Origin of the sequence: Pelomonas cellulosilytica, from assembly GCF_021353265.1 — a bacterium.
Lineage (GTDB): Bacteria > Pseudomonadota > Gammaproteobacteria > Burkholderiales > Burkholderiaceae_C > Pelomonas > Pelomonas cellulosilytica.
In genome coordinates, this window is sequence record NZ_JAJTWU010000011.1 from 187,083 (window position 1) to 212,407 (window position 25,325).

General features: G+C 68.2%; 23 protein-coding genes and 1 tRNA gene. 13 read left to right on the forward strand and 11 right to left on the reverse strand.

Translation table 11 applies throughout. From position 1 onward, the window contains the following. The first annotated feature begins 43 nt into the window (after positions 1-43). From LXT13_RS25115 to LXT13_RS25135, 5 genes are all read left to right on the forward strand, one after another. On the forward strand, positions 44-967 hold the full coding sequence (locus tag LXT13_RS25115) for a branched-chain amino acid ABC transporter permease (protein WP_233375098.1): 924 nt from the start codon (positions 44-46) through the stop codon (positions 965-967). Between the two features lie 12 nt (positions 968-979). Continuing rightward, a complete protein-coding gene (locus LXT13_RS25120; RefSeq protein ID WP_233375058.1) occupies positions 980-2,062 on the forward strand; it encodes a branched-chain amino acid ABC transporter permease in 1,083 nt (360 codons plus the stop codon). A 16-nt stretch (positions 2,063-2,078) separates the two neighbouring features. After that, a complete protein-coding gene (locus tag LXT13_RS25125) occupies positions 2,079-2,864 on the forward strand; it encodes an ABC transporter ATP-binding protein (protein ID WP_233375059.1) in 786 nt (261 codons plus the stop codon). A 115-nt stretch (positions 2,865-2,979) separates the two neighbouring features. Next, positions 2,980-3,699: an ABC transporter ATP-binding protein gene (locus tag LXT13_RS25130; RefSeq protein WP_233375060.1), complete on the forward strand. Its 720-nt coding sequence runs from the start codon at positions 2,980-2,982 to the stop codon at positions 3,697-3,699. A 110-nt stretch (positions 3,700-3,809) separates the two neighbouring features. After that, complete coding sequence (locus LXT13_RS25135) at positions 3,810-5,570, forward strand: hypothetical protein (protein ID WP_233375061.1); 1,761 nt, start codon at positions 3,810-3,812, stop codon at positions 5,568-5,570. A gap of 185 nt (positions 5,571-5,755) precedes the next feature. Here LXT13_RS25135 and LXT13_RS25140 read toward each other — a convergent pair whose 3' ends face one another. The 6 genes from LXT13_RS25140 to LXT13_RS25165 form a co-directional block, all read right to left on the reverse strand. Next, positions 5,756-8,083 carry an alkaline phosphatase D family protein gene (locus tag LXT13_RS25140; protein ID WP_233375062.1) on the reverse strand — a complete coding sequence of 776 codons (2,328 nt, stop codon included), beginning with the start codon at positions 8,081-8,083 and terminating at the stop codon, positions 5,756-5,758. A 12-nt stretch (positions 8,084-8,095) separates the two neighbouring features. Next, on the reverse strand, positions 8,096-9,580 hold the full coding sequence (locus LXT13_RS25145) for an OmpP1/FadL family transporter (RefSeq protein ID WP_233375063.1): 1,485 nt from the start codon (positions 9,578-9,580) through the stop codon (positions 8,096-8,098). A 142-nt stretch (positions 9,581-9,722) separates the two neighbouring features. Further along, positions 9,723-10,778, reverse strand: coding sequence for a Leu/Phe/Val dehydrogenase (locus LXT13_RS25150; protein ID WP_233375064.1), 1,056 nt, complete (start codon positions 10,776-10,778; stop codon positions 9,723-9,725). A 118-nt stretch (positions 10,779-10,896) separates the two neighbouring features. Next, entirely contained in the window at positions 10,897-11,499 is a 603-nt protein-coding gene (locus tag LXT13_RS25155) for a DUF6151 family protein (RefSeq protein ID WP_233375065.1), read from the reverse strand. A 51-nt stretch (positions 11,500-11,550) separates the two neighbouring features. Next, positions 11,551-12,279, reverse strand: a complete 729-nt coding sequence (locus LXT13_RS25160; RefSeq protein WP_233375066.1) for a 2OG-Fe dioxygenase family protein — start codon at positions 12,277-12,279, stop codon at positions 11,551-11,553. A gap of 58 nt (positions 12,280-12,337) precedes the next feature. After that, positions 12,338-13,360, reverse strand: coding sequence for a CDP-6-deoxy-delta-3,4-glucoseen reductase (locus LXT13_RS25165; protein ID WP_233375067.1), 1,023 nt, complete (start codon positions 13,358-13,360; stop codon positions 12,338-12,340). A gap of 70 nt (positions 13,361-13,430) precedes the next feature. Here LXT13_RS25165 and LXT13_RS25170 point away from each other — a divergent pair, with 70 nt between their 5' ends. Further along, complete coding sequence (locus LXT13_RS25170; RefSeq protein ID WP_233375068.1) at positions 13,431-14,291, forward strand: NAD-dependent epimerase/dehydratase family protein; 861 nt, start codon at positions 13,431-13,433, stop codon at positions 14,289-14,291. On the opposite strand, the gene LXT13_RS25175 is transcribed toward LXT13_RS25170, so the two are convergent. Both LXT13_RS25175 and LXT13_RS25180 read right to left on the reverse strand, forming a co-directional pair. Continuing rightward, complete coding sequence (locus tag LXT13_RS25175) at positions 14,292-14,870, reverse strand: rhomboid family intramembrane serine protease (protein ID WP_233375069.1); 579 nt, start codon at positions 14,868-14,870, stop codon at positions 14,292-14,294. An 88-nt stretch (positions 14,871-14,958) separates the two neighbouring features. Next, positions 14,959-15,043, reverse strand: a tRNA-Leu gene (locus LXT13_RS25180). 90 nt (positions 15,044-15,133) lie between these two features. On the opposite strand from LXT13_RS25180, the gene cysM reads away from it, so the two are divergent. Next, positions 15,134-16,030, forward strand: a complete 897-nt coding sequence (cysM, locus tag LXT13_RS25185) for a cysteine synthase CysM (RefSeq protein WP_233375070.1) — start codon at positions 15,134-15,136, stop codon at positions 16,028-16,030. Positions 16,031-16,047: 17 nt separating this feature from the next. Then, positions 16,048-16,275 carry a sulfurtransferase TusA family protein gene (locus LXT13_RS25190; protein ID WP_233375071.1) on the forward strand — a complete coding sequence of 76 codons (228 nt, stop codon included), beginning with the start codon at positions 16,048-16,050 and terminating at the stop codon, positions 16,273-16,275. A gap of 63 nt (positions 16,276-16,338) precedes the next feature. Here the strand turns inward: LXT13_RS25190 and galU are convergent, their stop codons facing one another. After that, a complete protein-coding gene (gene galU, locus LXT13_RS25195) occupies positions 16,339-17,232 on the reverse strand; it encodes a UTP--glucose-1-phosphate uridylyltransferase GalU (protein ID WP_233375072.1) in 894 nt (297 codons plus the stop codon). A gap of 84 nt (positions 17,233-17,316) precedes the next feature. On the opposite strand from galU, the gene LXT13_RS25200 reads away from it, so the two are divergent. Continuing rightward, a complete protein-coding gene (locus tag LXT13_RS25200; RefSeq protein WP_233375073.1) occupies positions 17,317-18,261 on the forward strand; it encodes an NAD(P)-dependent oxidoreductase in 945 nt (314 codons plus the stop codon). Here LXT13_RS25200 and LXT13_RS25205 read toward each other — a convergent pair. Beyond that, positions 18,252-21,068, reverse strand: a complete 2,817-nt coding sequence (locus LXT13_RS25205; protein ID WP_233375074.1) for a valine--tRNA ligase — start codon at positions 21,066-21,068, stop codon at positions 18,252-18,254. The two genes, LXT13_RS25200 and LXT13_RS25205, sit on opposite strands and share 10 nt — an antisense overlap. Positions 21,069-21,257: 189 nt before the next feature. On the opposite strand from LXT13_RS25205, the gene LXT13_RS25210 reads away from it, so the two are divergent. Genes LXT13_RS25210 through LXT13_RS25225 form a run of 4 tightly spaced genes read left to right on the forward strand, consistent with a single transcriptional unit; the run spans position 21,258 to position 23,788 of the window. Further along, positions 21,258-21,698, forward strand: a complete 441-nt coding sequence (locus tag LXT13_RS25210; RefSeq protein WP_233375075.1) for a Spy/CpxP family protein refolding chaperone — start codon at positions 21,258-21,260, stop codon at positions 21,696-21,698. Then, the gene (locus tag LXT13_RS25215; protein WP_233375076.1) at positions 21,698-21,985 is read left to right on the forward strand and encodes an ATP-binding protein; all 288 of its coding nucleotides are present in this window, start codon (positions 21,698-21,700) and stop codon (positions 21,983-21,985) included. The genes LXT13_RS25210 and LXT13_RS25215 overlap by 1 nt, the downstream gene beginning before the upstream one ends. Before the next feature lie 7 nt (positions 21,986-21,992). After that, positions 21,993-22,697 carry a response regulator transcription factor gene (locus LXT13_RS25220; RefSeq protein ID WP_233375077.1) on the forward strand — a complete coding sequence of 235 codons (705 nt, stop codon included), beginning with the start codon at positions 21,993-21,995 and terminating at the stop codon, positions 22,695-22,697. Next, positions 22,694-23,788 (forward strand): sensor histidine kinase, encoded by a 1,095-nt coding sequence (locus LXT13_RS25225; protein ID WP_233375078.1) that lies wholly within the window; start codon positions 22,694-22,696, stop codon positions 23,786-23,788. The genes LXT13_RS25220 and LXT13_RS25225 overlap by 4 nt, the downstream gene beginning before the upstream one ends. On the opposite strand, the gene LXT13_RS25230 is transcribed toward LXT13_RS25225, so the two are convergent. Then, entirely contained in the window at positions 23,766-25,259 is a 1,494-nt protein-coding gene (locus LXT13_RS25230) for an amidase (RefSeq protein WP_233375079.1), read from the reverse strand. The genes LXT13_RS25225 and LXT13_RS25230 overlap by 23 nt on opposite strands. Positions 25,260-25,325 lie beyond the last annotated feature (66 nt).

Here is a 25,325-nt window from a genome sequence, read left to right on the forward strand (position 1 = left end):
GGCGCATGCTGCGCCCATTCCGTTTCAGGAGCCCCCCATGGACATGGAGACTCTCGTCCAGCAGATCATCAACGGCCTCGTGCTCGGGAGCATGTATGCCCTCGTCGCGCTGGGCTACACGATGGTCTACGGCATCATCAACCTCATCAACTTCGCGCACGGCGAGATCCTCATGGTCGGCGCGATGGTCAGCTGGACCGTCGTCAGCTTCCTCGCCGACTCGGGCCTGCCCGGCTGGGCGCTGATGCTGGTCGGCCTCGCATGCGCCATCGTCGTCTGCACGTTGCTGAACTACTCGGTCGAGAAGATCGCCTACCGGCCGCTGCGCAATGCACCGCGCCTGGCGCCGCTGATCACGGCCATGGGCATGTCGCTGCTGCTGCAGGTGCTGGCAATGATCATCTGGAAGCCCAACCCCAAGCCCTTCCCGTTGCTGCTGCCTACCGACCCGTTCGACCTGGGCGGGCCGGTCATCACCGTCACGCAGTGCCTGATCCTGGGTCTGACGGTCGCCATCCTGGCCGCGCTGATGTACCTCGTGAATTTCACGAAGCTGGGCCGCGCGATGCGCGCGACGGCCGAGAACCCACGCGTTGCCGGGCTGATGGGCGTGAAGCCCGACTTCATCATCTCGATGACCTTCGTCATCGGTGCGGCGCTGGCCGCCGTGGCCGGTCTGATGTGGGCGGCCAACTACGGCACGGTGCAGCACACGATGGGCTTCATGCCCGGCTTGAAGGCCTTCACGGCCGCGGTGCTGGGCGGCATCGGCAACCTGGCTGGCGCCGTCGTCGGCGGTGTGCTGCTAGGCCTCATCGAGGCCATCGGTGCCGGCTACCTTGGTGACCTGACGGGCGGCGTGCTGGGCAGCCACTACGCCGATATCTTCGCCTTCGTGGCCCTGATCCTGGTGCTGACGCTGCGGCCGTCCGGCCTGCTGGGCGAGCGGGTGGCCGATCGCGCCTGACGGAGACAAGACATGCAAGCCAAGAAACTCATCACCTTCCTTGTCGTCGCTGCGCTGCTGCTGGTTGTGCCGCTGTTCGCCCAGCAGTTCGGCAACGGGCCCGTGCGCATCATCGACCTGGCGCTGCTTTACGTGCTGCTGGCCCTGGGCCTGAACATCGTCGTCGGCTATGCGGGCCTGCTGGATCTCGGCTATGTGGCCTTCTACGCGGTCGGTTCGTACATGTTCGCGCTGATGGCGAGTCCCCACCTGAGCGAGAACTTCGAGAGCATCCGGGCCGCCTTCCCGGATGGCCTGCACTCGCCGATCTGGCTCGTCATCCCGCTCGGCGCGGGATTGGCAGCGCTGTTCGGCGTGCTGCTGGGCGCGCCGACGCTGAAGCTGCGTGGCGACTACCTCGCCATCGTGACGCTTGGTTTCGGCGAGATCATCCGTGTGTTCCTGAACAACCTTGAGTATCCGGTCAACATCACGAACGGGCCGCGCGGCATTGGGCAGATCGACGCCTTCCACATCTTCGGTGTGGACCTGGCCAAGCCGCTGCAGATCGGCGGCTTCACGTTGCCGTCGGTGACGCTGTACTACTACCTGTTCCTGGTGCTGGTGATGGCCAGCGTGCTGATCTGCTACCGGCTGGAGAACTCCCGCATCGGCCGCGCGTGGATGGCCATCCGCGAGGACGAAATCGCCGCCAAGGCCATGGGCATCAACACCCGCAACCTGAAGCTGCTGGCGTTCGGCATGGGCGCGACGTTCGGCGGGGTGTCCGGCGCGATGTTCGCAAGCTTCCAGGGCTTCGTGTCGCCCGAATCGTTCAGCCTGCAGGAGTCGGTCATGATCGTCGCGATGGTGGTGCTGGGCGGCATCGGCCACATCCCGGGCGTCATCCTCGGTGCATTGATGCTGGCGGCGCTACCCGAGGTGCTGCGCTATGTGGCGGGCGACATCCAGAACATGACCGGCGGTCGCATCGATGCGTCCATCCTGCGCCAGCTGCTCGTGGCGCTGGCCATGATCAGCATCATGCTGATCCGCCCGCGCGGCCTGTGGCCGGCGCCGGAACATGGCAAGGCTGCACCGCAGCCCGCCAAGTGAGGAGGACGACATCATCATGACCACACACGACAACATCGTCCTCAACGTCAGCGGCGCGTCCAAGCGCTTCGGTGGCGTGCAGGCCCTGTCCGACGTCGGCATCCAGATCCAGCGCGGCCAGGTCTACGGCCTCATCGGCCCCAACGGCGCCGGCAAGACGACCTTCTTCAACGTCATCACGGGCCTCTATACGCCCGACGGGGGCAGCTTCTCGCTGGGCGGCACGCCGTACACGCCGCAGGCCGTGCACCAGGTCGCCAAGGCCGGCATCGCGCGCACCTTCCAGAACATCCGCCTGTTCGCCGACATGACGGCTGCCGAGAACGTGATGGTGGGCCGGCACATCCGCACGAAGTCGGGCTTGTTCGGTGCGGTGTTCCGCACGCCGTCCTTCAAGGCCGAGGAGGCCGCCATCCGAAACCGCGCACTGGAGCTGCTCGACTATGTCGGCATCGGCAAGTACGCCGACTTCAAGGCCCGCACGCTGAGCTATGGCGACCAGCGCCGGCTCGAGATTGCCCGTGCGCTCGCTACCGACCCGCAGCTCATCGCTCTCGACGAGCCGGCGGCCGGCATGAATGCCACCGAGAAGGTCGTGCTGCGCGAGCTGATCGACCGCATCCGCAACGACGGTCGCACCATCCTGCTCATCGAGCACGACGTGAAGCTGGTCATGGGGCTGTGCGACCGCGTGACGGTGCTGGACTACGGCAAGCAGATTGCCGAAGGCACGCCTGCCGAGGTGCAGCGCAACGAGAAGGTGATCGAGGCCTACCTGGGCGCCGGTCACAAGGCCCACTGATGGCCCACCCCCGCAGCGCTTTGCGCTCCCCGTCGAGGGGGCGTACCCAGTGGCCTGGCAAAGCCAGTTCCACAGGTGCCGCTGGGGAATCCACGACGCGAGTTGAAAGAGCGATATGACTACAAAGCAAACCCTGCTCAAGGTCAGCGGCCTGAAGGTGGCCTACGGGGGCATCCAGGCCGTCAAGGGCGTGAACTTCGAGGTGCGCGAGGGCGAGCTCGTCTCGCTGATCGGCGCCAATGGGGCGGGCAAGACGACGACGCTGAAGGCTGTGACCGGCCTGCAGCCGGTGGCCTCTGGTGATGTGAGCTACCTCGGCGAGTCCATCAAGGGCAAGGGCGCCTGGGACCTAGCCAAGAAAGGCTTGGTCATGGTGCCGGAGGGCCGCGGCACGTTCACGCGCATGACCATCACCGAGAACCTGCAGATGGGCGCCTACAACCGCAACGATGGCGAGATCCAGTCCGACATGGACAAGGTCTTCGCGCTGTTCCCGCGGCTCAAGGAGCGTGCCAAGCAGCTGGCGGGCACGATGTCCGGCGGCGAGCAGCAGATGCTGGCAATGGGCCGCGCGCTGATGGCCCGGCCCAAGGTGCTGCTGCTGGACGAGCCGTCCATGGGCCTGTCGCCCATCATGGTGGACAAAATCTTCGAGGTCGTGAACGATATCCACCAGCAGGGCGTGACGGTGCTGCTCGTCGAGCAGAACGCCAGCCGCGCGCTGCAACTGGCCAACCGCGGCTACGTCATGGAGTCCGGCGAGGTCACGATGGAAGGCGAGGGCCAGGCGCTGCTGAACGACCCTAAGGTGCGGGCCGCCTATCTCGGCGAATAGACCCTGCGCTACCGGCTTCGCCGGCCCCTGGATGGACAAACGCCTGGCATGTGCCCTAGCCGTTCTCTAAAGGAGTTGATAGACTACTGTACAAATATACAGTTTTCAGATTGCTCCACACCTACGAAACGCGCCTTACTGTTGATGCAGACCTGGACGCCCTTCTGGCGGCCCAGGCAGCGCATTGGTCAGGGGGACTGCGCAAGGCGTGGACACTGCTTTACAGGCAGCGCTTGACCAAACCGCAGGCCTACGCGGTGCTTATGAAGCACAACTTCACCAGTGCACAGGTTGGTTCGCTGCTCATTTCCGCCGAGATGAAGCACGCAGGACTGGTGGAGCTGAAGAAGTACGAACTGAAGCAGCTGGAACTCGCCATAGTCAAACGTGAACACGCTGTTTTCGATAAAAACAAGAAGGTGCTTGCGCTAAAAAAGCGTCAGGCCAAGCTCCGAAGTCAGCGAGACAAGTTCGCACCCAAGGCTGGCAAAGAGCGAACGAAGCGGTTTCTGAAGACGCTGCGAGTGCTTCGCGACGTCGACCAAGAGCTTGCGTTCTGTCGCAATTGGATTAAGCAGAAAGAGCGTGTCCTGAGGGACAAGCGCGGCAAGCTCAAGCGCCTGCAAGATGACATCGCCGCCGGCCGCTACAGCTTGTGTTTCGGTTCAAAGAATCTGCTCGCGCAGCGACCCACGGGTGCCAACGCGGCTACAACGCCCTTCACTTCCGTAGAGGCCTGGCAGATTGCTTGGGCCAATGCTCGAGACGGCCAGTGGTGGTCGGTCGGTCACACCGACGAAGAGAGCGGCAACAAGGAAGTGCGATGGTTCCCCGGAACCAATCAGCTACGCATCCGCCTGACTGACCAACTTGCGCACGAGCGAATGGATGCGCGCGACATTCCGCGAGCGGGTACCGAAAAGAAGTTCATGCCACTGCGCATGCAGTGCCGGTTCATCACGCTCGACAACGTCGACTTCACCTCGCACAAGGGCGCGGCCCGGGCGGCGCTGGCCGAGGCCTTCGGCAAGCGGCCTGTGACGATGCGCGTTCTTAGTCGATTGCAGCCGGATGGGTCTCGAGCGTGGTACGTTCAGGCCAGTCTGGATGTGCCTTCCGGCTTCGCTGAAACTCGACCCGTGACACGAGAGAGCGGTATGCTGGGCCTGGACTTCAATGCTCGAGGCGTGGCCTGGTGCGCTGTCAAGCCCGACGGTAATCGACTGCGTGACCAACATGGCTTCATGCCGTGGCACCTCAAGGGTCTGACCGAGGCCGAGCGCAAGCAGGTCCTCGACACAACAGTCGCGCAGCTCGCACGGCACGCCAAGCGCTTGTCGATGGCCGTGGCCATCGAAAGCCTGGACTTCTCGACGAAGCGATTGATGGCGCGTGCCGGCGCCGTCAACAAGCGCTACAACGACATGCTGGGCAGCCTGCCGAGCACGCAGTTCGAGCAAATGATGCTGCGTGCCTGCGAAAAACTGCACCTGACGCTGTATTCGGTGAACCCTCTGTACTCCTCGGTCGGAGGCTTCACCAAATATGGCCGACCCAACCGCATGAACGCCGACACGTCGGCAGCGCTGTGGATTGGGCGCCAAGCCCTGCTGGCCGACGTCCGCAAGGACGAAGGCCCACAGGTCTACATGAAACACTTTGACGAGCGACTCGTCTTTTCGCACCTGCCAGCCACCCCGATGCGGAGCATGACGGCCCTGGCAGGAGCTCAATGGAGAGATGTCGCTTGGGGCTTGGGCTCGAACCGAAGGCTGTGGGGCGTGAAGCTCCGCCGATGGTTTGAGCTCCAGGTCGGGACCGCTTCCCGTCCGAAAGGGCAGCCTGTGCCGGCGTTGGCGCCCGCAGGATAGAAGAGAGGGTTCTCAGCCCGAGGCCACTAGCCTCTCGGGCCGCTTGGAGTTGCCGGCGGAGATTTCTCCTCCAGACATGAAAAGACCGCACCAGGTGTGCTGGCGCGGTCTTTGAATGGCTTATCAACTCCTAGCGAGAACGGCTAGGGCATGTGCCAGGCGTTTGTGTTTGAGCGCGACGAGGTTCAGACCACCGTGACGTCGGTGACGCCGGCCGCCACGCGCAGGCGCTTGACGCTGGCCACCGGCGCCGCCGGGGCGACGCCGCCGACCTGGCGGGCCAGCTTCTTGAAGTCGCACAGCAGTTCGGTCTTGCTCAGCGACACGACCGCGTAGCCCTGCGCATCGCTGTCCACGTGCTTGATCCACGGGTTGTTGACGGGAGGTGCCACGGCCGTGGTCGAGTCGGCGAAGGGGTTCAGGCGCTTGACGATCTCGGCCGCCGGCACGGCCGAGGTCGGGATGCCCAGCGCCGTCGCCAGCTTCTGCTGGATGAGGCCGTACAGCGTCATTGCAGCCACCGACTTGCTTGCCGCCGCCAGCCCGGCGATGGTGCCGGCCACCAGCGTGCCCATCGTGCCGGCCATCGTCTCGTTGAACGTGTTGACGACGGCCGTGGACAGGCCCGCGGTTGGCGCGACGGCGGCGGCCGGCAGCTGGCCGGCACCGATGGCCGCCGCCACGGCCGCCTTGATGGCGTTGGTGTCGGTCAGGTCGGTCACGCCGGCGGCTATCGCGACGGCGGCGCTGAGCATCTGGATCGCGATGCCTTCGGCCTCGGCCTCGCTGGTGGCCACCAGCGGCTTGATGGCCGCGAACGTGGGTTGCGAAGCCGCACCGTAGAAGTAGCTGAAGCTGGAATTGCTGGACACGCCGGCCGTCACGAGGTCGACCATTGCGGGCGTCAGAGTGGCCGCGCCGTAGTCGGCCATGACCACGCCGGCATAGAAGGCGTGGATGTCGCCGGTGACGGCCACGACGTTCTTGACGCCCTTGGCCAGCAGCTGGCCCATCAGGTATTTGCGCTCGGCGTTGAAGCCGTCCCACTGGTCGGCGTTGATGACGAACTTGGTCTTGAACGCGGCCGGCGCCGTGGGGATCTTGGCGCCGTCGATGCCCATGCGCAGCAGCGACACCTCGTTGCCCCAGACCTTCCACAGCGCGGTGGACGAGGTCATCGTCTGCACCCACCACTGGCGCTGTGCGCCGCCGAGGACGCTGACCAGAGCCAGCGGGTCGGGCAGGTTGGCGCCGGCGGTGACCTTGGCCGCCTCTACCGTGGCCAGGGTGGCGGCCGGCACCAGGTAGCGCGAGCCGATGGAGCCCAGGGGCTGGCCGGTGGCCGGGTTGGGGGCGGCCTCGGGGATCAGGTGGTCGGCGCGGTACAGGCGCTCGTCGGTCATGACGAGATGCAGCAGCTTGCCGAACTTCAGGTCGCGGTAGATGCGGATGCCAGTGATGCCCTGGCCCGGGTCCAGCGTGAAGCTGACGTCGGCGGGCATGGCCTCGAACCAGGCCTGGTTGGCGGCCACGCGGCGCGAGGTCTGGGCGGTGTTGTCGCCCACCTGCGTCGTCGTGTTGAACGTGCCGTTATCGTAGGTCTCGCGGTCCTGCCAGCAGTCGTCGCTGAACTCGTGGTCGTCCCAGATCGCGATGAAGGCGAAGCGCTCGTGCAGGTTCTGCAGCCGGCGGTCGGTGCGGTAGCGCTTGTAGAGGTAGCGGTAGTCCGACAGCGTCGTGGCGACCTTGCCTTCGCTGGGCACCGTCGTGCCGCTGGGCAGCGCCAGCGCCGCATGGGCGGCCTCGACGCCGCCGGCCTGGTAGTCGGCGCCCACGGCCTCGTAGATGTAGTCACCCAGGTGGACGATGAAGTCAATGTCCTCCTGCGCCAGCGCGTCCATGCCGGCCCAGTGGTTGACGCTCCAGTCCTGGCAGGAGATGAAGGCGAAGTTCAGTGCCGCGTTGTCGGTCTCGGCGGCCGGCGCCGTCTTGAAGCGGCCCACGCGCGAGCGGCTGTCGCCGGCGGTGAACTGGTAGTAGTAGACGGTTTCGGGCTTCAGGCCGCTGATGCGGTGGCGCAGCGTGTGGTCATAGAACTCGTAGACCGGCACGTCGGCGCTGGCGTCGACCCCGCCGGTCAGCGCGGTGGTCGTGCCGAGGTTGGCGGCGTTGCCAGCCGTACTGCTGATGGCCAGCTTGACGGTGAAGCTGCCGGCGCCGGTGGCGCTGGTCACTTCATCGGCGCTGTTGGGCACGACGCGCGTCCACAGCACGGCGCCGTCCGGCTTGGGGTCGCCAGAGGCGACGGACTGCGGGAACTTGAACGCGCCGCTGGCGGCCGGCGTGTCGGGCAGCGGCGTCGTGGTGCCGGGGAAGCTGGCGGGCAGCGGCCCGACGGGCGCGCCGGCGTCACCACCGCCGCCGCAGCCGACGAGGCTGGACAGCGCGGTGGACGCGGTGATGAGGGCGCCGGCTTGTGCGGCGCTGCGGCGGAGGAAACTGCGACGGTCCATGGCGTGGTCTCCTCAGAACTTGACGTTGAACTGGACACCGACGATGGTGGCCTTGGTGTTGAGATTGCCGCGTGCGGTGCCGAAAGAGCAGTTGCAGGGCGTCTCGCCCTCGGCGTCGTCCGTGATGTTCATGGAGGCGTCCTTCAGCTTCACGTGGCCGAAGGAGAAGTCCACACTGGTCGCATCCGTCACGGCCCAGTTGGCGCCGAGCGCCAGCCACGTGCGGTGCGCGTCCGGCAGCGCCGGGCTGCGCGTGATGGACGGCACGGGCGACAGGTCGCGGCTGTAGCCGGCGCGCAGCAGCACGGAGGGCAGCGCCTTCCATTGCGCTCCGATGGACACCTTGGAGCTGTTCTTCCAGTGCTCGGGCGTGATGGAGTCGGGCGTCGTGCTGGCGAAATCGATGCGCAGCTGCTTCAGCCGCGAGTCGCGCGTCCAGGTGTAGTCGGCCATAACGGCAACCGTCGGCGTGAGCTGGTGGAAGCCATGCAGCGACACGGATTCTGGCGTGCGCACCGAGACGCTGGCATCGGAGTCGTTGTGGTCCAGCGCGCTCGTGCCGTTATAGGGCGCGCCAGTGATAGCCGCAAGTACGTTGGCCGGCAACGTGCTCGGCTGTGTCCAGTCGGCGCTGCCCTTGAGCTTCTGGTTGACGCTGCTGCGGTAGGTCAGGCCCACGCGCGTGCCGGCGGTGGGCTCCCACAGCAGCGCCAAGTTGAAGCCTAGCGACCAGTCCTTGCCTTCGACGGCGATGGAGCCGTCATAGCTCGGGTTTCCGAACACCTGCGCAGCCTGTTGCTGCAGCTGTAGCGCCAGGCCCGGCGCGCCGGCGCCAGACGCCTGTTGCGCCGCGGCGAGCAGACCCTTGGCATAGGCCGACGCGTACGGCACGGCGCGGCGCAGCTTGCCCTCCATGTACTGCAGGTTCACGCCACCGGCCAGGGACAGCTCGGGCGTGGCCTTCCAGGCGACGTTAGGGTTGAAGGAGAACGACTTCAGCTCGACCTTCTGCAGGTTGTAGCGGCCACCCCAGTCCGGCCGGTATTCGATCTTCGTGCCCCAGGGCACGAAGATGCCGAGGCCGTAGGCCAACGTGTCGGACGCACGATAGCTGGCGTACATGTGCGGCACGACGGCGGGCTTGGCGAACTTGAAGCTGTCGCCCACGGTCGCGGTCGAGCGCGGCTGCAGGCCGCTGCCGGGCAGGGAGATCGTGGAGCCCTGGTCGGTGAAGCGGGCGTTGGCATCCACGTAGTCCAGCACGGCGGACACGTTCCAGCCGTTCAGCCGCGTGATGCCCGCCGGGTTGGCGAAGAGCGTGCTCGCATCTGCCGCTTCGGCGCCGTTGGCATTGGCCGTGCCTTCGGCCGCGGCGCTCTGCGTACCGAAGCGGTAACCGGCCGCCTGCACGTGGGAGGCGGCCATCGCCAGTGGCAGCAACGCCAGCGCGACGGCCAGGGGATGCCGGCGACCGGCAGGGAGTCGGTGTGGGGTCATGCTTGTCTCCGTTATTCGATGTAACTCCGGTGGGATTCTCTGCAGCCACCGGCGCCATTCCAGCCAAGGCAAACCCTGGGGTGGAGAGGTCTCTCTAGAGCGTAGAGGGCGCGGGATCGTCCCGCGCCCGGGCTGCGCAGCGTCAGCTCGTCTGGACCAGCTTGGCGCGTGCCCAGTCGTCCGCCACGCGGGCAGGCGTCGTGCCCGCCACGCGCACGCGATCCAGCAGCTCTTCGACGCGCTCGGCGATGCGGCCGACTTCGGCCATGACGGCCGCCTCGTCGCCTTCGCCGCGGTATTCGCGGGCGACGCTGATGATGCCGCCGGCATTCACCAGGTAATCGGGCAGGTAGCAGATACCGCGTTGCTGCAATGCGTCACCGTCGGCGGGCGTGGCAAGCTGGTTGTTGGCGGCACCGGCGACGATCCGCGCGCGGATGACCGGGACAGTCTGCGCATTCAGCGCGGCGCCCAGCGCACAGGGCGCCAGCACGTCGACGTCGGCCGCGAGGATCTCGTTGACAGGCGCCGCCTGCGCGCCGAACTGGACGACCGCCCGCTCGACCTTGGCGGCATCGACATCCGTGACGACGAGCCGGGCGCCCGCCTGGTGCAGGAATTCGGCCAGGTGCCAGCCCACTGCGCCCAGGCCCTGCAATGCGACGCGCACGCCGTCGAGCGACGGCCGGCCCAGCACATGGCGGGCCCCGGCCTGGATGGCGACGAATACGCCCCAGGCCGTCTTGGGGCTTGGGTCGCCGCCAAAGGCGCCGTCGCGCGGGATGCCGCTCACATAGGGCGTGATGGCCCGCACGCCGCGCATGTCGGTCGTCGTCGTGCCGACGTCCTCGGCGGTGATGTAACTGCCGCGCAGCGACTGCACGGCGCGGCCGAAGGCGGCGAAGAGTGCGTCGCGATCGAAGTCGCCGCGCGGCTTCAGGATGACGGCCTTGCCGCCGCCGAACGGCAGGTCGGCCAGCGCGTTCTTCAGGCTCATGCCCTGAGACAGGCGCAGCGCGTCGTGGAGGGCGGCGAGGTCGGAGTCGTAGTGCCAGAAGCGGCAGCCGCCGAACGCGGGGCCGCGGGCCGTGCTGTGGACGGCCAGGATGGCCTGCAGGCCAGTGGCCGGGTCCGTGGTGAGCAACACGCGTTCGTGGGCAGGCTGCTCGGGCAGGCCGAAGAGAGAGGTAAAGGTCATGACGGTCGGCGCCGGGTGGGCGCGGTCGGTGGATGAGGAAAGCCACGCTTTTGGCGCAACTTCCTGCAGTTTAGGGCGGGGCGCCGGTCCGTTTGTCCGCGCACGCCACCCGCGCAAATCACGCGCCGGGGCGCGCCTGCCTGTCGGCCTCACCCACGACGTGAGGCGTGACGATGGGCGTCACGCCATCGTCGGCAAAGAACGGCGAGGGGCTGGCCTTGCCGAGCAGCTTGCCCTTCAGCAGGAAGGGCATGACCGAAAGCATGGCCCTCAGGTTGAACCTGTCCGGCGTACCTGCAGGCGGGGTCCCCTGGGCGTGGCGTCCCATGATGCGACTGCGCACGGGGCCTAGTCGTTCATCCACTTCCAGCGCATGGCCGCCGGCCGTGTAGACGCAGCGCATGAAGCCGGCCCACGGCGCGCCAGGACGTGTGTTGACGATGGGCGTGTTGCAACACGACGTGGAGAAGCGGAAGGTGCCGCGGGGCGACAGCTGGGTGCAGGTCAGGTGCTCGCGTCCGCGCGTGATCTCGACGTCGGCCGGATAGGCCGGAATCACCTCCGTGCCCCCGTTCGGGTCCAGCAGGTCGGCACGTTGGAGGTGATGCAGGTAGCGCTGGCAGTCGTCGCAATAGCAAACGAGGCGGCCGGGCGTGTTGTTGGGAAAGGCCTTGAGCCGGGCCTGGAACTGCCCGCACTGACACTGGATGTCCAAGCTCAACGTCATGCTCCTTGACGAAAAACTGCGGAAGGACCGGCCCGCGCCGGTGGATCAGGGGCCCTGGAAGCTGCCGCTTCGCAGTGTCAGCACGAGGGTGTCGCGCCAGCCGCGTTCGCCGGGGACGGCAGGCTGGATGGGCGTGGTTTCGTGGATTACGCGCGCGTCGTCCAGCAGCAAAGCCGTCCAGGGCTGGGTCAGCGTGAAGCGCTGGCCGGCCGGGCCGTGGGCCTGGAAGACGCGCGACTCGCCGCCCTTGATGGCGTGGCGGTCCACCAGCAGCACGGCCACCAGGTCCACGCCGTCGCGGTGGGCGCCTTCGGGCGTCGGACGGCCGATGCCGTCGCTGGTGTCGATGCGGAAGGGATGCGCCTCGATGAACCAAGGCTGCTCGCCCTTGAAGGCCGACGTGATGCGGGCCAGCCCCAGCAGCAGGGCGGCCCAGGCCGGCGAACCGACCATCTCCTGAGCCAGCGGTACGTACCAACGCTGGATGCCGCCATGCAGCGCGTTGTAGTCCAGCGGCTGCCAATGGGCACGGTGCGGCGCCAACGTCAGCGTGTCGCCGTCGGCGACGAAGCAGCCGTGGCGGCGGAAGCGGTAGCGCCCGCCGTCGCGCAGGTAGCCGTCGGGGGGGAGGTCATGCCAGCAAGGCTTCAGTGCGTCCAGCTCGGCGGCGGTGACGCCTAGCGTGTCCAGCGAGGCCGGCGCCAGCACCGCCTGACCATCGCGCTTGAGCGAGCCGATGACATCGGCGGGAGCGGTCCAGGGCGGTTCGAACATGATCAAGTCAGGTGCTTGTAGATGCGGCGCGCATTCGCCAGGAGGCGAATACGAGCCTTCACTGGTGCTTGTCGGCCTCGGACGTGAAGGCGTCCGCGTAGAACTCCTCGTCGGGCAGCTTGCACTGGGCGACGAAATCCCGCTGGGCCGACTCCACCATGACGGGCGCCCCGCAGGCATAGACCTGGTGGCCCGAGAGATCCGGCAGGTCCTCCATCACCGCACGGTGGACGAAGCCGGTGCGGCCGCTCCAGCCCGCGTCCGGCTCGGACAGCACGGGCACATAGGTCAACTGCGGCCATTCGGCGGCGATCTGCGCCACCCAGTCGCCGAGGTAGAGGTCGGCCTGCTTGCGCGCGCCCCAGTACAGCACCATCGGGCGGGTCGATTCGATGTGGCGGGCGCGTTCGATGATGGCTTTGATCGGCGCGAAGCCCGTGCCGCTGGCCAGCAGCACGATGGGCCTGTTGCTGTCCTCGCGAAGGAAGAAGCTGCCGAAAGGTCCTTCCATGCGCAGGATGTCCTTCTCCTTCAGCGCGCCGAAGACGTGATCGGTGAACTTGCCGCCGGGCATGTGGCGGATGTGCAGCTCGATCTGGCCCGGCAGCGAGTGCGGCGCGTTGGCCATCGAGTAGCTGCGCCGCGCGCCATCACGCAGGATGAATTCGACATACTGGCCGGCGCGGAACTGGAAGTTCTGGTTGGCGGCGAGCTGCATCGTCAGCACGGCCACGTCGGGCGCGGGCTTCAGTATGGCGGCCACGCGGGTGGGCAGCTTCAGCACCGGGAATTCGCCGGCGCCGGGCACCGTGCGCGCCTCCACGACGCAGTCGGTCTGCGGCCTGGCGCAGCAGGTCAGCACGAAGCCGGCGGCTTCCTCTTCGGCGGACAGCGCCTTGGGCTGGTGGTTGCCGTGGATGACGGCGCCTTCGAGCAGCTTGCTCTTGCAGGAGCCGCAGGCGCCGTCCTTGCAGCCGTAGGGCAAGCCGACGCCGTTGCGGATGGCGGCGCCGAGCAGGGTGTCGTCGCCTTCGGCCTGGTAGACGCGGCCGGCGGGCTGGATGGTGATCTGATAGGGCATGGGCACGAAAAGCAAGCGGCCCCGAACGAGATCCCGGGGCCGTAGACTGCGCCGCATTTTGCCCGAGGCCATGACGACCCGACTTCTGATCATTGGCTGCGGCGACGTGGGTTTGCGCGTCGTCAAGTTGCTGGCCGGCCGCTGGCGCGTGCTGGCGCTGACGTCCAGCGTCGCGCGCGCGCCCGCGCTGCGCGCCGCCGGCGCCGAGCCGCTGTGGGGCAACCTCGACCAGCCGGGCACTCTGGCGCGGTTGGCCGGCCTGGCCGACCGCGTGCTGCACCTGGCGCCGCCGGCCCGCGATGGCGCCACGGACGAGCGCACGCGCCACCTGTTGCAGGCGCTCTCACGCAAGCCGCCGGCGGCGCTGGTCTATGCCAGCACGACCGGTGTCTACGGCGACTGCGCTGGCGCGTTCATGGACGAGACCCGCGCCTTGAACCCCGCCACCGACCGCGCCGCCCGCCGTGTCGACGCCGAAGCGCAGCTGCGCGCCTTCGGCCGCCGCCATGGCACGCGCGTGAGCCTGCTGCGCATACCGGGCATCTACGCCCGAGACCGAGAAGGCGGTCATCCACGTGAGCGGCTGGCGCGCGGCACGCCGGTGCTGCGGCGTCAGGACGATGTCTACACGAACCACATCCATGCCGACGACCTGGCCCGTGCCTGCCTGCTGGCGCTGCTGCGCGGTCGGCCGCAGCGGGCCGTCAACGTCTGCGACGACAGCGATCTGCTGATGGGTGACTACTTCGATCTGGCCGCCGACCTGGCCGGCCTGCCGCGGCCCGAGCGCATCACGCGCGCGGAAGCGGCCGAGCGCATGGGCGCGATGCAGCTGAGCTTCTGGAGCGAGTCTCGGCGCATCGCGAACGCCAGGCTCAAGGCCGAGTTGCGGCTGAAGCTGCGCTATCCGACGCCGCGCGACGGCTTGTAGTCATCGGCGGCGCGACGAGCGCCAGTGGCGGATCAGCAGCCACGCGCCCAGCATGCCGCCCAGGTGGGCGAAATGGGCGACGCCGCTGGCGCTGTTGAAGCCGAGGATCAGCTCCAGCCCTCCGAAGATCGCGACAAAGACCTTGGCCTTCATCGGAATCGGCGGGATCAGCGGCACGATGATGCGGTTGGGGAACAGCATGCCGAAGGACAGCAGCAGCCCGAAGATGGCGCCCGACGCGCCCACCGTCGGCGAGCGTGCGCCGATGGCCCACGTGAAGATCAGCTGCACGAGCGCCGCGCTGAGCGTGCTGGCCACGAGGATCTGCGCGTAGCGGCGCGGGCCCCAGACGCGTTCCAGCTCGCCGCCGAACATCCACAGGCCCAGCATGTTGAACAGCAGGTGCGTGAAGCTTGCGTGCAGGAAGGCGTAGCTGATCAGCTGCCACGGCCGGAAGAAGCCCGACGTCACCGGCCATAGCTCAAACCAGGGGCCGAGTTCAGGGAACAGCTCGAAGAAGCAGAAGAAGCCGACGCAAGCCAGCAGGAAGGCTTTGGTGACCGGAGGCAGCGGGGGCATGAGTCGCGGCTCTGGCGCCCGGGGAGGGCGCTTGCGTCGGGAAAGCCGACGCTTGCCAGTTGAGTGTATGACAGGGGTGCGAGTCCTTTGGTGCCCGGGGCCGGACTCGAACCGGCACACCTTGCGGCGGGGGATTTTGAGTCCCCTGCGTCTACCGATTTCGCCACCCGGGCCATCGGACTTCGCGTTCGCCATGGTGGCGAGGGGCTGGATTATGCACTCGCCAAGGCTGATGGCTTGGCCTCGCTGCCACAATCGTCGGCATGAACTATCCGACCCTCGAAGATGTCATTGGCGCGACACCGCTCGTGCGCCTGCAGCGGCTGCCGGGTGCCGACACGCGCGGCAACGTGGTGCTGGCCAAGCTGGAGGGCAACAACCCGGCGGGTTCCGTGAAGGACAGGCCGGCCATCAGCATGATCAGGCGCGCCGAGGAGCGCGGCGAGATCAAGCCTGGCGACACGCTCATCGAGGCGACTTCGGGCAACACCGGCATCGCGCTAGCGATGGCGGCGGCCATTCGCGGCTACCGGATGGTGCTGATCATGCCGGAGGACTTGTCCATCGAGCGGGCGCAGACGATGAAGGCCTTCGGCGCGGAGCTGATCCTGACGCCCAAGACGGGCGGCATGGAGTACGCCCGCGACCTCGCTGAGCAGATGGCGGGAGAGGGCAAGGGCCGCGTGCTGGACCAGTTCGCCAACGCCGACAACCCGCGGGTGCACTACGAGACGACCGGCCCCGAGCTGTGGAAGGACACGGGCGGCCGCATCACGCACTTCGTCAGCGCGATGGGCACGACCGGCACGATCACCGGCACGTCACGCTTCCTTAAGGAGCAGAACCCGGCCGTGCGCATCGTCGGCGCGCAGCCGTCCGAGGGCTCGCGCATTCCGGGCATCCGCAAATGGCCCGAGGCTTATCTGCCGAAGATCTACGACCCGAGAGGTGTCGACGAACTGGTGCTGGTGAGCCAGGCCGATGCCGAGGACATGGCCCGCCGGCTGGCCCGCGAGGAGGGCCTGTTCGCCGGCATCTCTGCGGCCGGCGCCTGCTGGGTGGCGCTGCAGATCGCGAAGCAGGTCGAGAACGCGACCATCGCCTTCATCGTCTGTGACCGCGGCGACCGCTACCTGTCGACCGGCGTGTTCCCGGCCTGAGCAGCGAGAATGCAACGATGGACGTCCAACGCGAGATCGACACCCGGGGCCTGAACTGCCCGCTGCCCATCCTGAAGGCGAAGAAGGCGCTTGCCGAGATGCAGAGCGGCGAGCTGTTGCGCGTCGTAGCGACCGATCCCGGCTCGATGCGCGACTTCCAGGCCTTCGCCCGCCAGACAGGCAATGAACTGGTGCGGCAGGACACCGCCGGCACCGAGTTCATCCACGTGCTGCGCCGCAGGTAAGCCACCCCGGTACCGGCTGTCCTCAACGGGGCGACGCAGGCGGCGGGGCGGGCACGAGGCTGCTTACAGCGCCAGTTCCTGCAGGAACTGCTTGAAGCCCGCACCCAGCTGCGGGTGCGCCAGCGCCAGCTCCACGTTGGCCTGCAGGAAGCCTTCCTTGCTGCCGCAGTCGTAGCGCTTGCCTTCGTACCGGTAGGCGAACACCTTCTCGCGGCGCAGCAGGCCGGCGATGCCATCGGTCAGCTGGATCTCGCCGCCTACGCCGCGCGGCTGGTTGGCGATCTCATGGAAGATCCCCGGCGTCAGGATGTAGCGGCCGGCCACGCCCAGGCGAGAGGGTGCGTCCTCGGGGGCGGGCTTCTCGATGATGCGGTTGACGTCCATCAGGTTGTCGTTGACCTGCGTGCCGGCCACGATCCCGTAGCGGCGCGTGTGCTCGGGCGGCACTTCTTGAACCGCAAGGATGGAGGCGCGCCATTCGGCGAACTGCTCGACCATCTGCTTCAGCACGCCGTGGCCGGCCCGGGGGCCCACCATCAGGTCGTCGGCCAGCAGTACGGCAAAGGCGTCGTTGCCCACGAGCCGGCGGCCGCACAGCACCGCGTGGCCCAGGCCCAGCGCCTGCGCCTGGCGCACGTAGATGCATTCCATGTCGTCGGGCTTGACGCTGCGGACGACGTCCAGCAGCTCCTGCTTATTCGAGTTCTCCAGCGCTACTTCCAGTTCGAAGGTCATGTCGAAGTGGTCTTCGATGGGCCGCTTGTGGCGACCGGTGACGAAGATCATCTCGCGCACGCCGGCCTCGTAGGCCTCCTCGACCGCGTACTGGATCAGCGGCTTGTCGACGACCGGCAGCATCTCCTTGGGCTGGGCCTTCGTGGCGGGCAGGAAGCGCGTGCCGAGGCCGGCTACGGGGAAGATGGCTTTGGTGATCGGCGATGTGGACGAAGAGGCCATGAGTACACTGGTTGAAGCAAAAGCGCCGGGATTGTGTCACCCGAGTGGTGACGTTGGTCGCCCGGCGTCGGACAGAAGAAGAGCATGAGTGTCCTGATCCTGGAACCGTTGGAAGCCGATGTGGTGCAGTGGCTGGCGGAGCGGCATGACGCCCGTTTCGCGCCGGAATTGGTCGGCGACACGGAGGGCCTGCAGGCCGCGTTGCGGGATTCGCGCGCGCTGGTGGCACCACCTGAAGTGCGCATCGATGCTGATCTGCTTCGCGGGGCGCCGGACCTGCGCGCCATCGGCCGCGCCAGCGGCGGCGCCGAAAACATCGACATCGACGCCTGCCGAAAGGCCCGCGTGGAAGTCGTGCGCTCGCAGGCGTCGACGGCCAGTGCGGAGGCCGAGTTCGCCATCGGCGCGCTGCTGAGCCTGCTGCGGCGCGTGCCCGTCGAGGGCAGCGATGGCCTCAAGGTCGGCCGCGAGCTCGGTTGCTCCACGATTGGCCTGCTGGGGCTGACGCCCACATCCCAGGTGCTGACGCAGTTGCTGCAGGCCTTCGGTGCCCGGGTGGTCGGCTACGACCCATCACTGCACCCCAATGACTCGACGTGGTTGCGCTGGGGCATCGAGCCGCTCAGCCTGGCGCAATTGATGGAACAGAGCGACGGGCTGGTGCTGCTGCTGCCGTACTACGAGCGCTATCGCGGGCTGGTGGGCGATCGTCAGCTTGAAGCGGCCCGGCCCGGCCAGGTGCTCGTGGGCCTGAGCCAGTCGGGGCTGGTGCAGGAGGTCGCGCTGGCGCGCGCATTGCGCGGCGGCAGGCTGCTGGCCGCGTGGTTCGACTGCCTGGAGCCAGGCTGGCTGGAGTCCGGCCGGCCGCTGCACGGCCTTGCATCGCTGCAGGTGACGCCGCGGCTGGCTGGCACGACGCGCGAGTCCCGCGTGCGGGCGGCCTGGGCCGTGGCGCGTGGTATCGACGAGTTGCTGGGCCCGGCGCCGCGCGGCGCCAAGCCGCACGCGCCGGCCGCGGTTTACGACTGAGCGAGCCGGCCGAGCTGTTCGCGCAGGCGGACGACGGTTTCCTTGAAGCCAGCCACGCGGGCTCGCTCCTGCTCGACGACGGCGGCCGGCGCGCGAGCGACGAAGCTCTCGTTGCCGAGCTTGGCCTCGGCCTTCGTGATCTCGCCGTCCAGCCGCGTGATCTCCTTGGTCAGCCGGGCGCGCTCGGCCTCAATGTCGATCTCCACCTTCAGCGCGAGCTTGGCCGCGCCATGCACGAGCACGGGCGACGTGGCGCTCTGCTTCGCGAACTCGGTGTCGTCGGCAATCAGCTCGACGGCGCTGAGCTTGGCCAGCACCTTCAGCACGGCCGCGGCTTCGCTGAGGAAGGACAGGTCGCCGCCCACCAGCAGCGGCACGCGCTCGGCGGGGCTGAGGCTCATCTCGCTGCGCAGGCTGCGCGTTGTGCCGACGACGGCCTTGAGCTGGGCCATCCACGCGTCCGCCACCGCGTCGATGCGCTCGGGCTGGGCGACGGGGTAAGGCGCCTGCCCGATGTAGTCGACCGTCTTGCGGCCAGCGATGGGCGCGACGGCCTGCCACAGCTCCTCGGTGATGAACGGCGCGATCGGGTGCAGCAGGCGCAACGTCGTCTCCAGCGTGCGGATCAGCGTGCGGCGCGTGGCGCGTTGCTGACTCTCGTCGCCGGTCTGGATCTGTACCTTGGCGATCTCGAGGTACCAGTCGCAGTACTCGTCCCAGACGAAGCTGTAGATCGCGTTGGCGACGTTGTCCAGACGGTACTCGGCAAAGCCCTGGGCCACGGCGGCTTCCACGCGCTGCAGCTCGCTTGTGATCCAGCGGTCGGCCTGCGAGAAGGTGTTGTAGCCGGGCGGGCAGGCGCCCTGGTCGTGCGCGAGGCCACAGTCCAGGCCTTCTGTGTTCATCAGCACGAAGCGCGTCGCGTTCCACAGCTTGTTGCAGAAGTTGCGGTAGCCCTCGCAGCGCTTGGTGTCGAAGTTGATGTTGCGGCCAAGGCTCGCGTAGCTGGCCATCGTGAAGCGCAGCGCGTCGGCACCGTAGGCCGGCATGCCGTCTGGGAACTCCTTCTTCACGCGTGCGGCCACCTTGGGCGCGGTCTCCGGCTTGCGCAGGCCCTGGGTGGACTTCTTCGTGAGCGTCTCCAGGTCGCAGCCCTGGATGAGGTCCACCGGGTCCAGCACGTTGCCTTCGGACTTGCTCATCTTCTGGCCCTGCGAGTCGCGCACCAGGCCGTGGATGTAGACGTCCTTGAACGGCACCTTACCGGTGAAGTGCGTCGTCATCATGATCATCCGGGCCACCCAGAAGAAGATGATGTCGTAGCCGGTCACGAGCACGGAGGACGGCAGGAACAGCGCTTGTTCCAGCGTCTTCTCCGGCCAGCCCAGCGTCGAGAACGGCACCAGCGCCGACGAGTACCAGGTGTCCAGCACGTCGGGGTCGCGCGTCAGCTCGCCGAGGTAGCCGGCGGCCTTGGCCTTGGCGCGGGCCTCGTCCTCGCTGCGCGCGACGAACAGCTCGCCGTCCGTGCCGTACCAGGCCGGAATCTGGTGGCCCCACCACAGCTGGCGTGAGATGCACCAGTCCTGCAGGTTGCCCATCCAGTGGTTGTAGGTATTGACCCACTGCTCGGGGTGAAACTTGACGGCGCCCGTGTCGACGGCGTCGATGGCCTTCTGCGCAATGCTCTTGCCGTCGGCGCTGGGCTTGGTCACGGCGACGAACCACTGGTCCGTCAGCATCGGCTCGATGACCTGGCCGGTGCGCTCGCAGCGCGGCACCTGCAGTTTGTGCTTCTTGATCTCGACCATCAGGCCCAGGGCCTCCAGGTCGGCCACGATGCGCTTGCGGGCGACAAAGCGGTCCAGGCCGCGATACGTTTCAGGCGCGTTGTCGTTGATCTTGGCCTGCAGGTCGAGCACCGAGATCATCGGCAGACCGTGGCGCTGACCGACGGCGTAGTCGTTGGTGTCGTGCGCGGGCGTGACCTTGACGACGCCGGTGCCGAACTCGCGGTCCACGTAGTCGTCGGCGATGACGGGAATCTCGCGGTCCGTCAGCGGCAGCTTCACCAGCCTACCGATCAGCGCGGCGTAGCGCTCATCCTCGGGGTGGACCATGACGGCCACGTCGCCCAGCATCGTCTCGGGCCGCGTCGTGGCCACGACGACGGAGCCGCTGCCGTCCGCCAGCGGATAGCGGATATGCCACAGCGAGCCGTCCTCCTCTTCGGAGGCCACTTCCAGGTCCGACACGGCGGACTGCAAGATGGGGTCCCAGCTCACGAGGCGCTTGCCGCGGTAGATCAGGCCTTCCTCGTAGAGCCGCACGAAGGTCTCGACGACGACGGTCGAGAGCTTCTCGTCCATCGTGAAGTACTCATGGCTCCAGCTGACCGAGTCGCCCAGGCGGCGCATCTGGCTCGTGATGGTGTTGCCGCTTTCCTGCTTCCATTCCCACACTCGGGCGACGAAGTTCTTGCGGCCCAGGTCATGGCGGCTCTGGCCGGCGGCCTGCAGCTGGCGCTCGACGACGATCTGCGTCGCGATTCCGGCGTGGTCGGTGCCCGGCACCCACAGCGTGTTGTCGCCCTTCATTCGGTGGTAGCGCGTCAGCGAATCCATCACCGTCTGGTTGAAGGCGTGGCCCATATGCAACGTGCCCGTCACGTTGGGCGGCGGCAGCTGGATGCTGAAGGAGGGCTTGGCCGGGTCCAGCGTCGGCGCGTACAGGCCGGCGGCCTCCCACTTCGGGCCCCATTGGGCTTCAAGGGCGGCGGGTTCGAAGGACTTGGCGAGTTCGGTCACGGGCAAGGTCTCGGCTGGCGCTCCGCGGGCGGAGCAAGTCGTGAGGAGGACTGGCGATTTTAGGGCGCCCCTCCCATGGCGATACAAAACGAAACCCGGCGATACCCGGCGGAGATGCGCAGCCAAGCGTCGCGCGGAATCATGAGCGCCATCCCAACCACCGGGCCAGAGCGCCCACGGAGCACCGCCATGAACATCTTTCGTCACTGGCACGCGCATCACGACTTCCACCACCGCCACGGCGGCCACGGCCGCCGTGGCCATCCTTTCGGCGATCACGCTGGCGGTTCCGCCGGGCACCTCGTGGCGCGAGCCGCTGCCCGCCTGGACCTCGACGACGATCAGCAGCGCCGGCTGGCCACCTGGCTCGGCCAGCTCCAGCAGCAGCGCGACACGATGAAGAGCCTGGCCAGCGGGCCCGAGCTGGCCGCGCTCGTCGCGGGCGAGCAATTCGCCCGCGAGTCGGCCCAGCAACTGCTGGATGCCCGGCTCGACACGCTGCGCGCGGCCGGTCCGGGCCTCATCGCGGCGTTTGCCGACTTCTTCGATGCGCTGGACGCGGAACAGCGCCAGGCCCTGCGCTTCATGTTGCGGCGCTTCAGCCATGGCCGCCGGCGGGGTGTGGCTTGATGGACGCGCGCTGCGGCACGCAGCCACGCGGTCGCTTCCAGCCGCGCATCGACCGCAACCGCTGCGAGGGCAAGGGCGACTGCCTGGCGGTCTGTCCGTTCAATGTCTTCCACCTCGGGAAGCTGTCGCCCGAGGACCGGCAGGGCCTGAGCCTCTTCGGCAAGCTGCGCGGCATGGCCCATGGCTGGGAACAGGCGTTCACGCCCAATGCGGCCGCCTGCGAGGCCTGCGGGCACTGCGTCAAGGCCTGCCCCGAGCGCGCCATCACGCTGGTGCGCGCCGAATAATCCCCCCATGCACCGACTGCTGCTGATCGATGACGACGAGGCCCTGGCCGGCCCACTGACGCAATACCTGGCCCGCTTCGACCTTCAGCTGGAGGCCGTCACGCGGCCCAGCTTCGCGCTGCAGCGGCTGGCGGCCGAGCGTTTCGATGCGCTCATCCTCGACGGCATGCTGCCCGAGATGGACGGCTTCGAGTTCTGCCGCCGACTGCGCTCCGGCCAGGACGCATGGCGTGACATCCCCGTGCTGATGTTGACCGCGCGCGGCGACCTGACCGATCGCGTCGTGGGCCTGGAGCTGGGTGCCGACGACTACCTGCCCAAGCCCTTCGAGCCACGCGAGCTGGCCGCGCGGCTGCAGACCATCCTGCGCCGCACGCGGTTGACGCCCGTCGCCGCCGCACCGGCGACGGACAGGCTCGGCTTCGACGGCCTGGAGATCGACACCGTGCGCCGCGAGGTGCGCAGGGCGGGCGGGCTCGTCGAGCTGACCGGCATGGAGTACGAGCTGCTGCTGATGCTGGCCCGCGAGCCGGGCAAGGTGTTCTCGCGCGACGACATCCTGAACCGGCTGCGCGGCCAGGAGGCCGAGCTCTACACGCGCGCGGTGGACATCCTCGTCAGTCGCGTGCGCCGCAAGCTGGAGCCGCTGCAGGTGTTCAAGACGCTGCGCAACGCGGGCTACTGCTTTGCGTTGCCGGAGCGGACGTCGTGAGGCGCTTCCACCCCTACGACCACCACGGGCTGGCGCGCAAGCGGCGCAAGCAGCGCAAGATGGAACTTGCCATCCGGCGCGACATGCAGTGGCACTGGCGGGCGCGGCACCGCTGGCACCAGCGCTGGCACCGCCAGCGCGCGCATTTCAAGCGCTCGCTCGGTGCCCGGTTGATCGCCGTCTTCATCGTGCTGGCCTGCGCCGGCAGCGGCATCCTGTGGGCGTCAATGGGCAGCGCCTACGGCCTGCTGTGGGCCGTGCCGGCGCTGCTGCTGGTCACCGGCCTGGCCTTCGCGATGATCCGCCACATGGTCGAGCCGCTGCATGCGCTGGCCGATGGTGCCGAGGCCTTTGGTCGGGGTGAGCTGGACCACCGCGTGCCCGTCATCCACCGCGACGAGATCGGCGACCTGGCGCTGCGCTTCAACCAGATGGCCGACGACATCCAGGCCATGCTGGACGGCAAGCGCGCGCTGCTGCTGGCCCTCAGCCACGAGCTGCGCAGCCCACTCACACGGGCGCGGCTGCATGCCGAAATGGTGGGCGAGGGGCCTTCGCGCGACGCACTTTTGGACGAGCTGGCGCAGATGCGCGACCTCATCAGCGCGCTGCTGGAGAGCGAGCGCCTGGGCGGTGGCCACCGTGCGCTGCAGCTGGCCGACTGCGACCTGGCCGGGCTGGTGCGTGAGCAGGCGCAGCCGGGCGTCGAGTTGCAGATCGAACCCGGGCTGCCTGCGCTGCACCTGGACCGGCTCCGCGTGCAGTTGCTGCTGCGCAATCTCGTGCAGAACGCGTTGCGGCACAACTATGGCGAGCGCGGCGCCGTGCAGGTCACGCTGGCTCGCGCCGGGCAGGGCGTGCGCCTGGCGGTGCGCGACCATGGCCCGGGCGTGCCACCCGAGGCGCTGGCGCAACTGGGTCAGCCCTTCTACCGGCCTGATACGGCTCGCACCAGGCAGGAGGGCGGCGTGGGGCTGGGCCTTTGCCTGTGCCGGCTGGTGGCCGAGGCACATGGCAGCCCGCTGGTGCTGCGCAATGCCGAGCCGGGCTTCGAAGCGGCGGTGACGTTCACGCTGGCGGCAGCCGGTTGAACCACGGCTGCGCCGTTTCCAGCTCGGCCGCCAGCTGCAGGAGCAGACCGTCCTCGCCGGGTGCTGCGACGAACTGCACACCCAGGGGCAGGCCGTCGTTCGTCCAGTGCAGCGGCACGGAGATCGCGGGCGTGCCGGTCAGGTTGGCCAGCTGCGTAAACGGCACATGGCGAAGGCTGTCGGCCGCCATCTGGCGGATGACGCCCTCCACGAGCCCGGCGCGCTTCAGCAGCGCCAGCAGGCCCGACGCCCGCAGCGCGCCGAGCACGGCGAGCTGCGCCGGGGGCGGGTCGCCGGTGCCGTGCCTGACGGGCGGCGAGGCCAGCGTGGGCGTCAGGTATAGGTCGTAGCGCGCGTGCAGCGCGGCGAGGCCGCGGGCGTAGTTGTTCCAGCGCAGCAGTTCCTGGGTCAGCGTCTGCGCGCTGGTGGCCCGGCCCAGTGTGGCGATGAGCCGCGTCATGGGTTCGAAGTCCTCCTCGCGGCCGCCTTGAGCCACCGCATTTGCGATGGCCGCCGGCACCTGGCCAAAGTAGAGGTGCAGGTAACTGTTGGCCAGTGCTCGGCCGTCGATGTCGGGCTGCGCGGCCTCGACGCTGTGGCCGAGCCCGCGCAGCAGCGCGACCGCGCGCTCCACGGCCAGGCGGGCCTCGTCGTGGACCGGCTCGCCGATGGGCGAGTCGGCGCACCAGGCGATGCGCAACCGCCGCAGCGGCGACCGCAGCTGCTGAACGAAGGGCAGGGTCGGCGCGGGCAGGGTGACCGGGTCGCCGGGCTCGGGGCCGCTGAGGATGTCCAGCGCCAGCGCGGTGTCGCGGACGCTGCGTGAGATGACGCCCTCGCTGCAGGCACCGAACCACACTTCGCCCTGCGCAGGGCCGGCCGAGACCCGCCCGCGGGACGGCTTGAGACCCACGAGGCCGCAGCAGGCGGCCGGTATGCGCAACGAGCCGCCGCCATCGTTGCCCGCGGCCATCGGCACGACCCCCGACGCCACGGCGACCGCCGCGCCGCCACTGCTGCCGCCGGGCGTGCGGCCCGGGTCCCACGGGTTGCGGCTGGGCCCGTAAGCCTGCGGGTCGGTCACGCCTTTCAGGCCCAGCTCGGGCGCATTGGTCTTGCCGAAGACGACGAGGCCGGCCTCCAGCAGTCGGCGCACCGCATGGGCGTGCTGGCGCGGCGGCGGCAGCGTGGCGTAGGCGCGGCTGCCCCAGCCGGTGGGCTGGCCGGCATAGTCCTGCGCCACGTCCTTGATGAGTGTGGGGACGCCTGCCAGCGGCCCGCTGCCCACGCCGCGTGCTAGCTGGGCGCGGGCGTCGGCGTCCATGAGCCGGCAGACGGGGTTGAGCGCGGGCTGGACCTCGGCCAGCCGCGCCAGCGCCAGATCGAGCAGCGCTTTGGGGCTAACGCGCCCGGCGGCCACCTCAGCGGCGAGCGAGGTGGCGTCGTGGCAACGGTAGGTGGCGAAGTCCATGGGTAGCCTTGGTGAACCGGATGGGCCGGCATTCTGGCTGCGCCCAGACGTGGACATCGCGCTACG

Coding starts and splice junctions, on each gene's coding strand:
- LXT13_RS25115 (WP_233375098.1), top strand. CDS start 44: ATGGAGACTCTCGTCCAGCAGATCATCAACGGCCTCGTGCTCGGGAGC.
- LXT13_RS25120 (WP_233375058.1), top strand. CDS start 980: ATGCAAGCCAAGAAACTCATCACCTTCCTTGTCGTCGCTGCGCTGCTG.
- LXT13_RS25125 (WP_233375059.1), top strand. CDS start 2,079: ATGACCACACACGACAACATCGTCCTCAACGTCAGCGGCGCGTCCAAG.
- LXT13_RS25130 (WP_233375060.1), top strand. CDS start 2,980: ATGACTACAAAGCAAACCCTGCTCAAGGTCAGCGGCCTGAAGGTGGCC.
- LXT13_RS25140 (WP_233375062.1), bottom strand. CDS start 8,083: ATGGACCGTCGCAGTTTCCTCCGCCGCAGCGCCGCACAAGCCGGCGCC.
- LXT13_RS25145 (WP_233375063.1), bottom strand. CDS start 9,580: ATGACCCCACACCGACTCCCTGCCGGTCGCCGGCATCCCCTGGCCGTC.
- LXT13_RS25150 (WP_233375064.1), bottom strand. CDS start 10,778: ATGACCTTTACCTCTCTCTTCGGCCTGCCCGAGCAGCCTGCCCACGAA.
- LXT13_RS25160 (WP_233375066.1), bottom strand. CDS start 12,279: ATGTTCGAACCGCCCTGGACCGCTCCCGCCGATGTCATCGGCTCGCTC.
- LXT13_RS25165 (WP_233375067.1), bottom strand. CDS start 13,360: ATGCCCTATCAGATCACCATCCAGCCCGCCGGCCGCGTCTACCAGGCC.
- LXT13_RS25170 (WP_233375068.1), top strand. CDS start 13,431: ATGACGACCCGACTTCTGATCATTGGCTGCGGCGACGTGGGTTTGCGC.
- LXT13_RS25175 (WP_233375069.1), bottom strand. CDS start 14,870: ATGCCCCCGCTGCCTCCGGTCACCAAAGCCTTCCTGCTGGCTTGCGTC.
- cysM (WP_233375070.1), top strand. CDS start 15,134: ATGAACTATCCGACCCTCGAAGATGTCATTGGCGCGACACCGCTCGTG.
- LXT13_RS25190 (WP_233375071.1), top strand. CDS start 16,048: ATGGACGTCCAACGCGAGATCGACACCCGGGGCCTGAACTGCCCGCTG.
- galU (WP_233375072.1), bottom strand. CDS start 17,232: ATGGCCTCTTCGTCCACATCGCCGATCACCAAAGCCATCTTCCCCGTA.
- LXT13_RS25200 (WP_233375073.1), top strand. CDS start 17,317: ATGAGTGTCCTGATCCTGGAACCGTTGGAAGCCGATGTGGTGCAGTGG.
- LXT13_RS25210 (WP_233375075.1), top strand. CDS start 21,258: ATGAACATCTTTCGTCACTGGCACGCGCATCACGACTTCCACCACCGC.
- LXT13_RS25215 (WP_233375076.1), top strand. CDS start 21,698: ATGGACGCGCGCTGCGGCACGCAGCCACGCGGTCGCTTCCAGCCGCGC.
- LXT13_RS25220 (WP_233375077.1), top strand. CDS start 21,993: ATGCACCGACTGCTGCTGATCGATGACGACGAGGCCCTGGCCGGCCCA.
- LXT13_RS25230 (WP_233375079.1), bottom strand. CDS start 25,259: ATGGACTTCGCCACCTACCGTTGCCACGACGCCACCTCGCTCGCCGCT.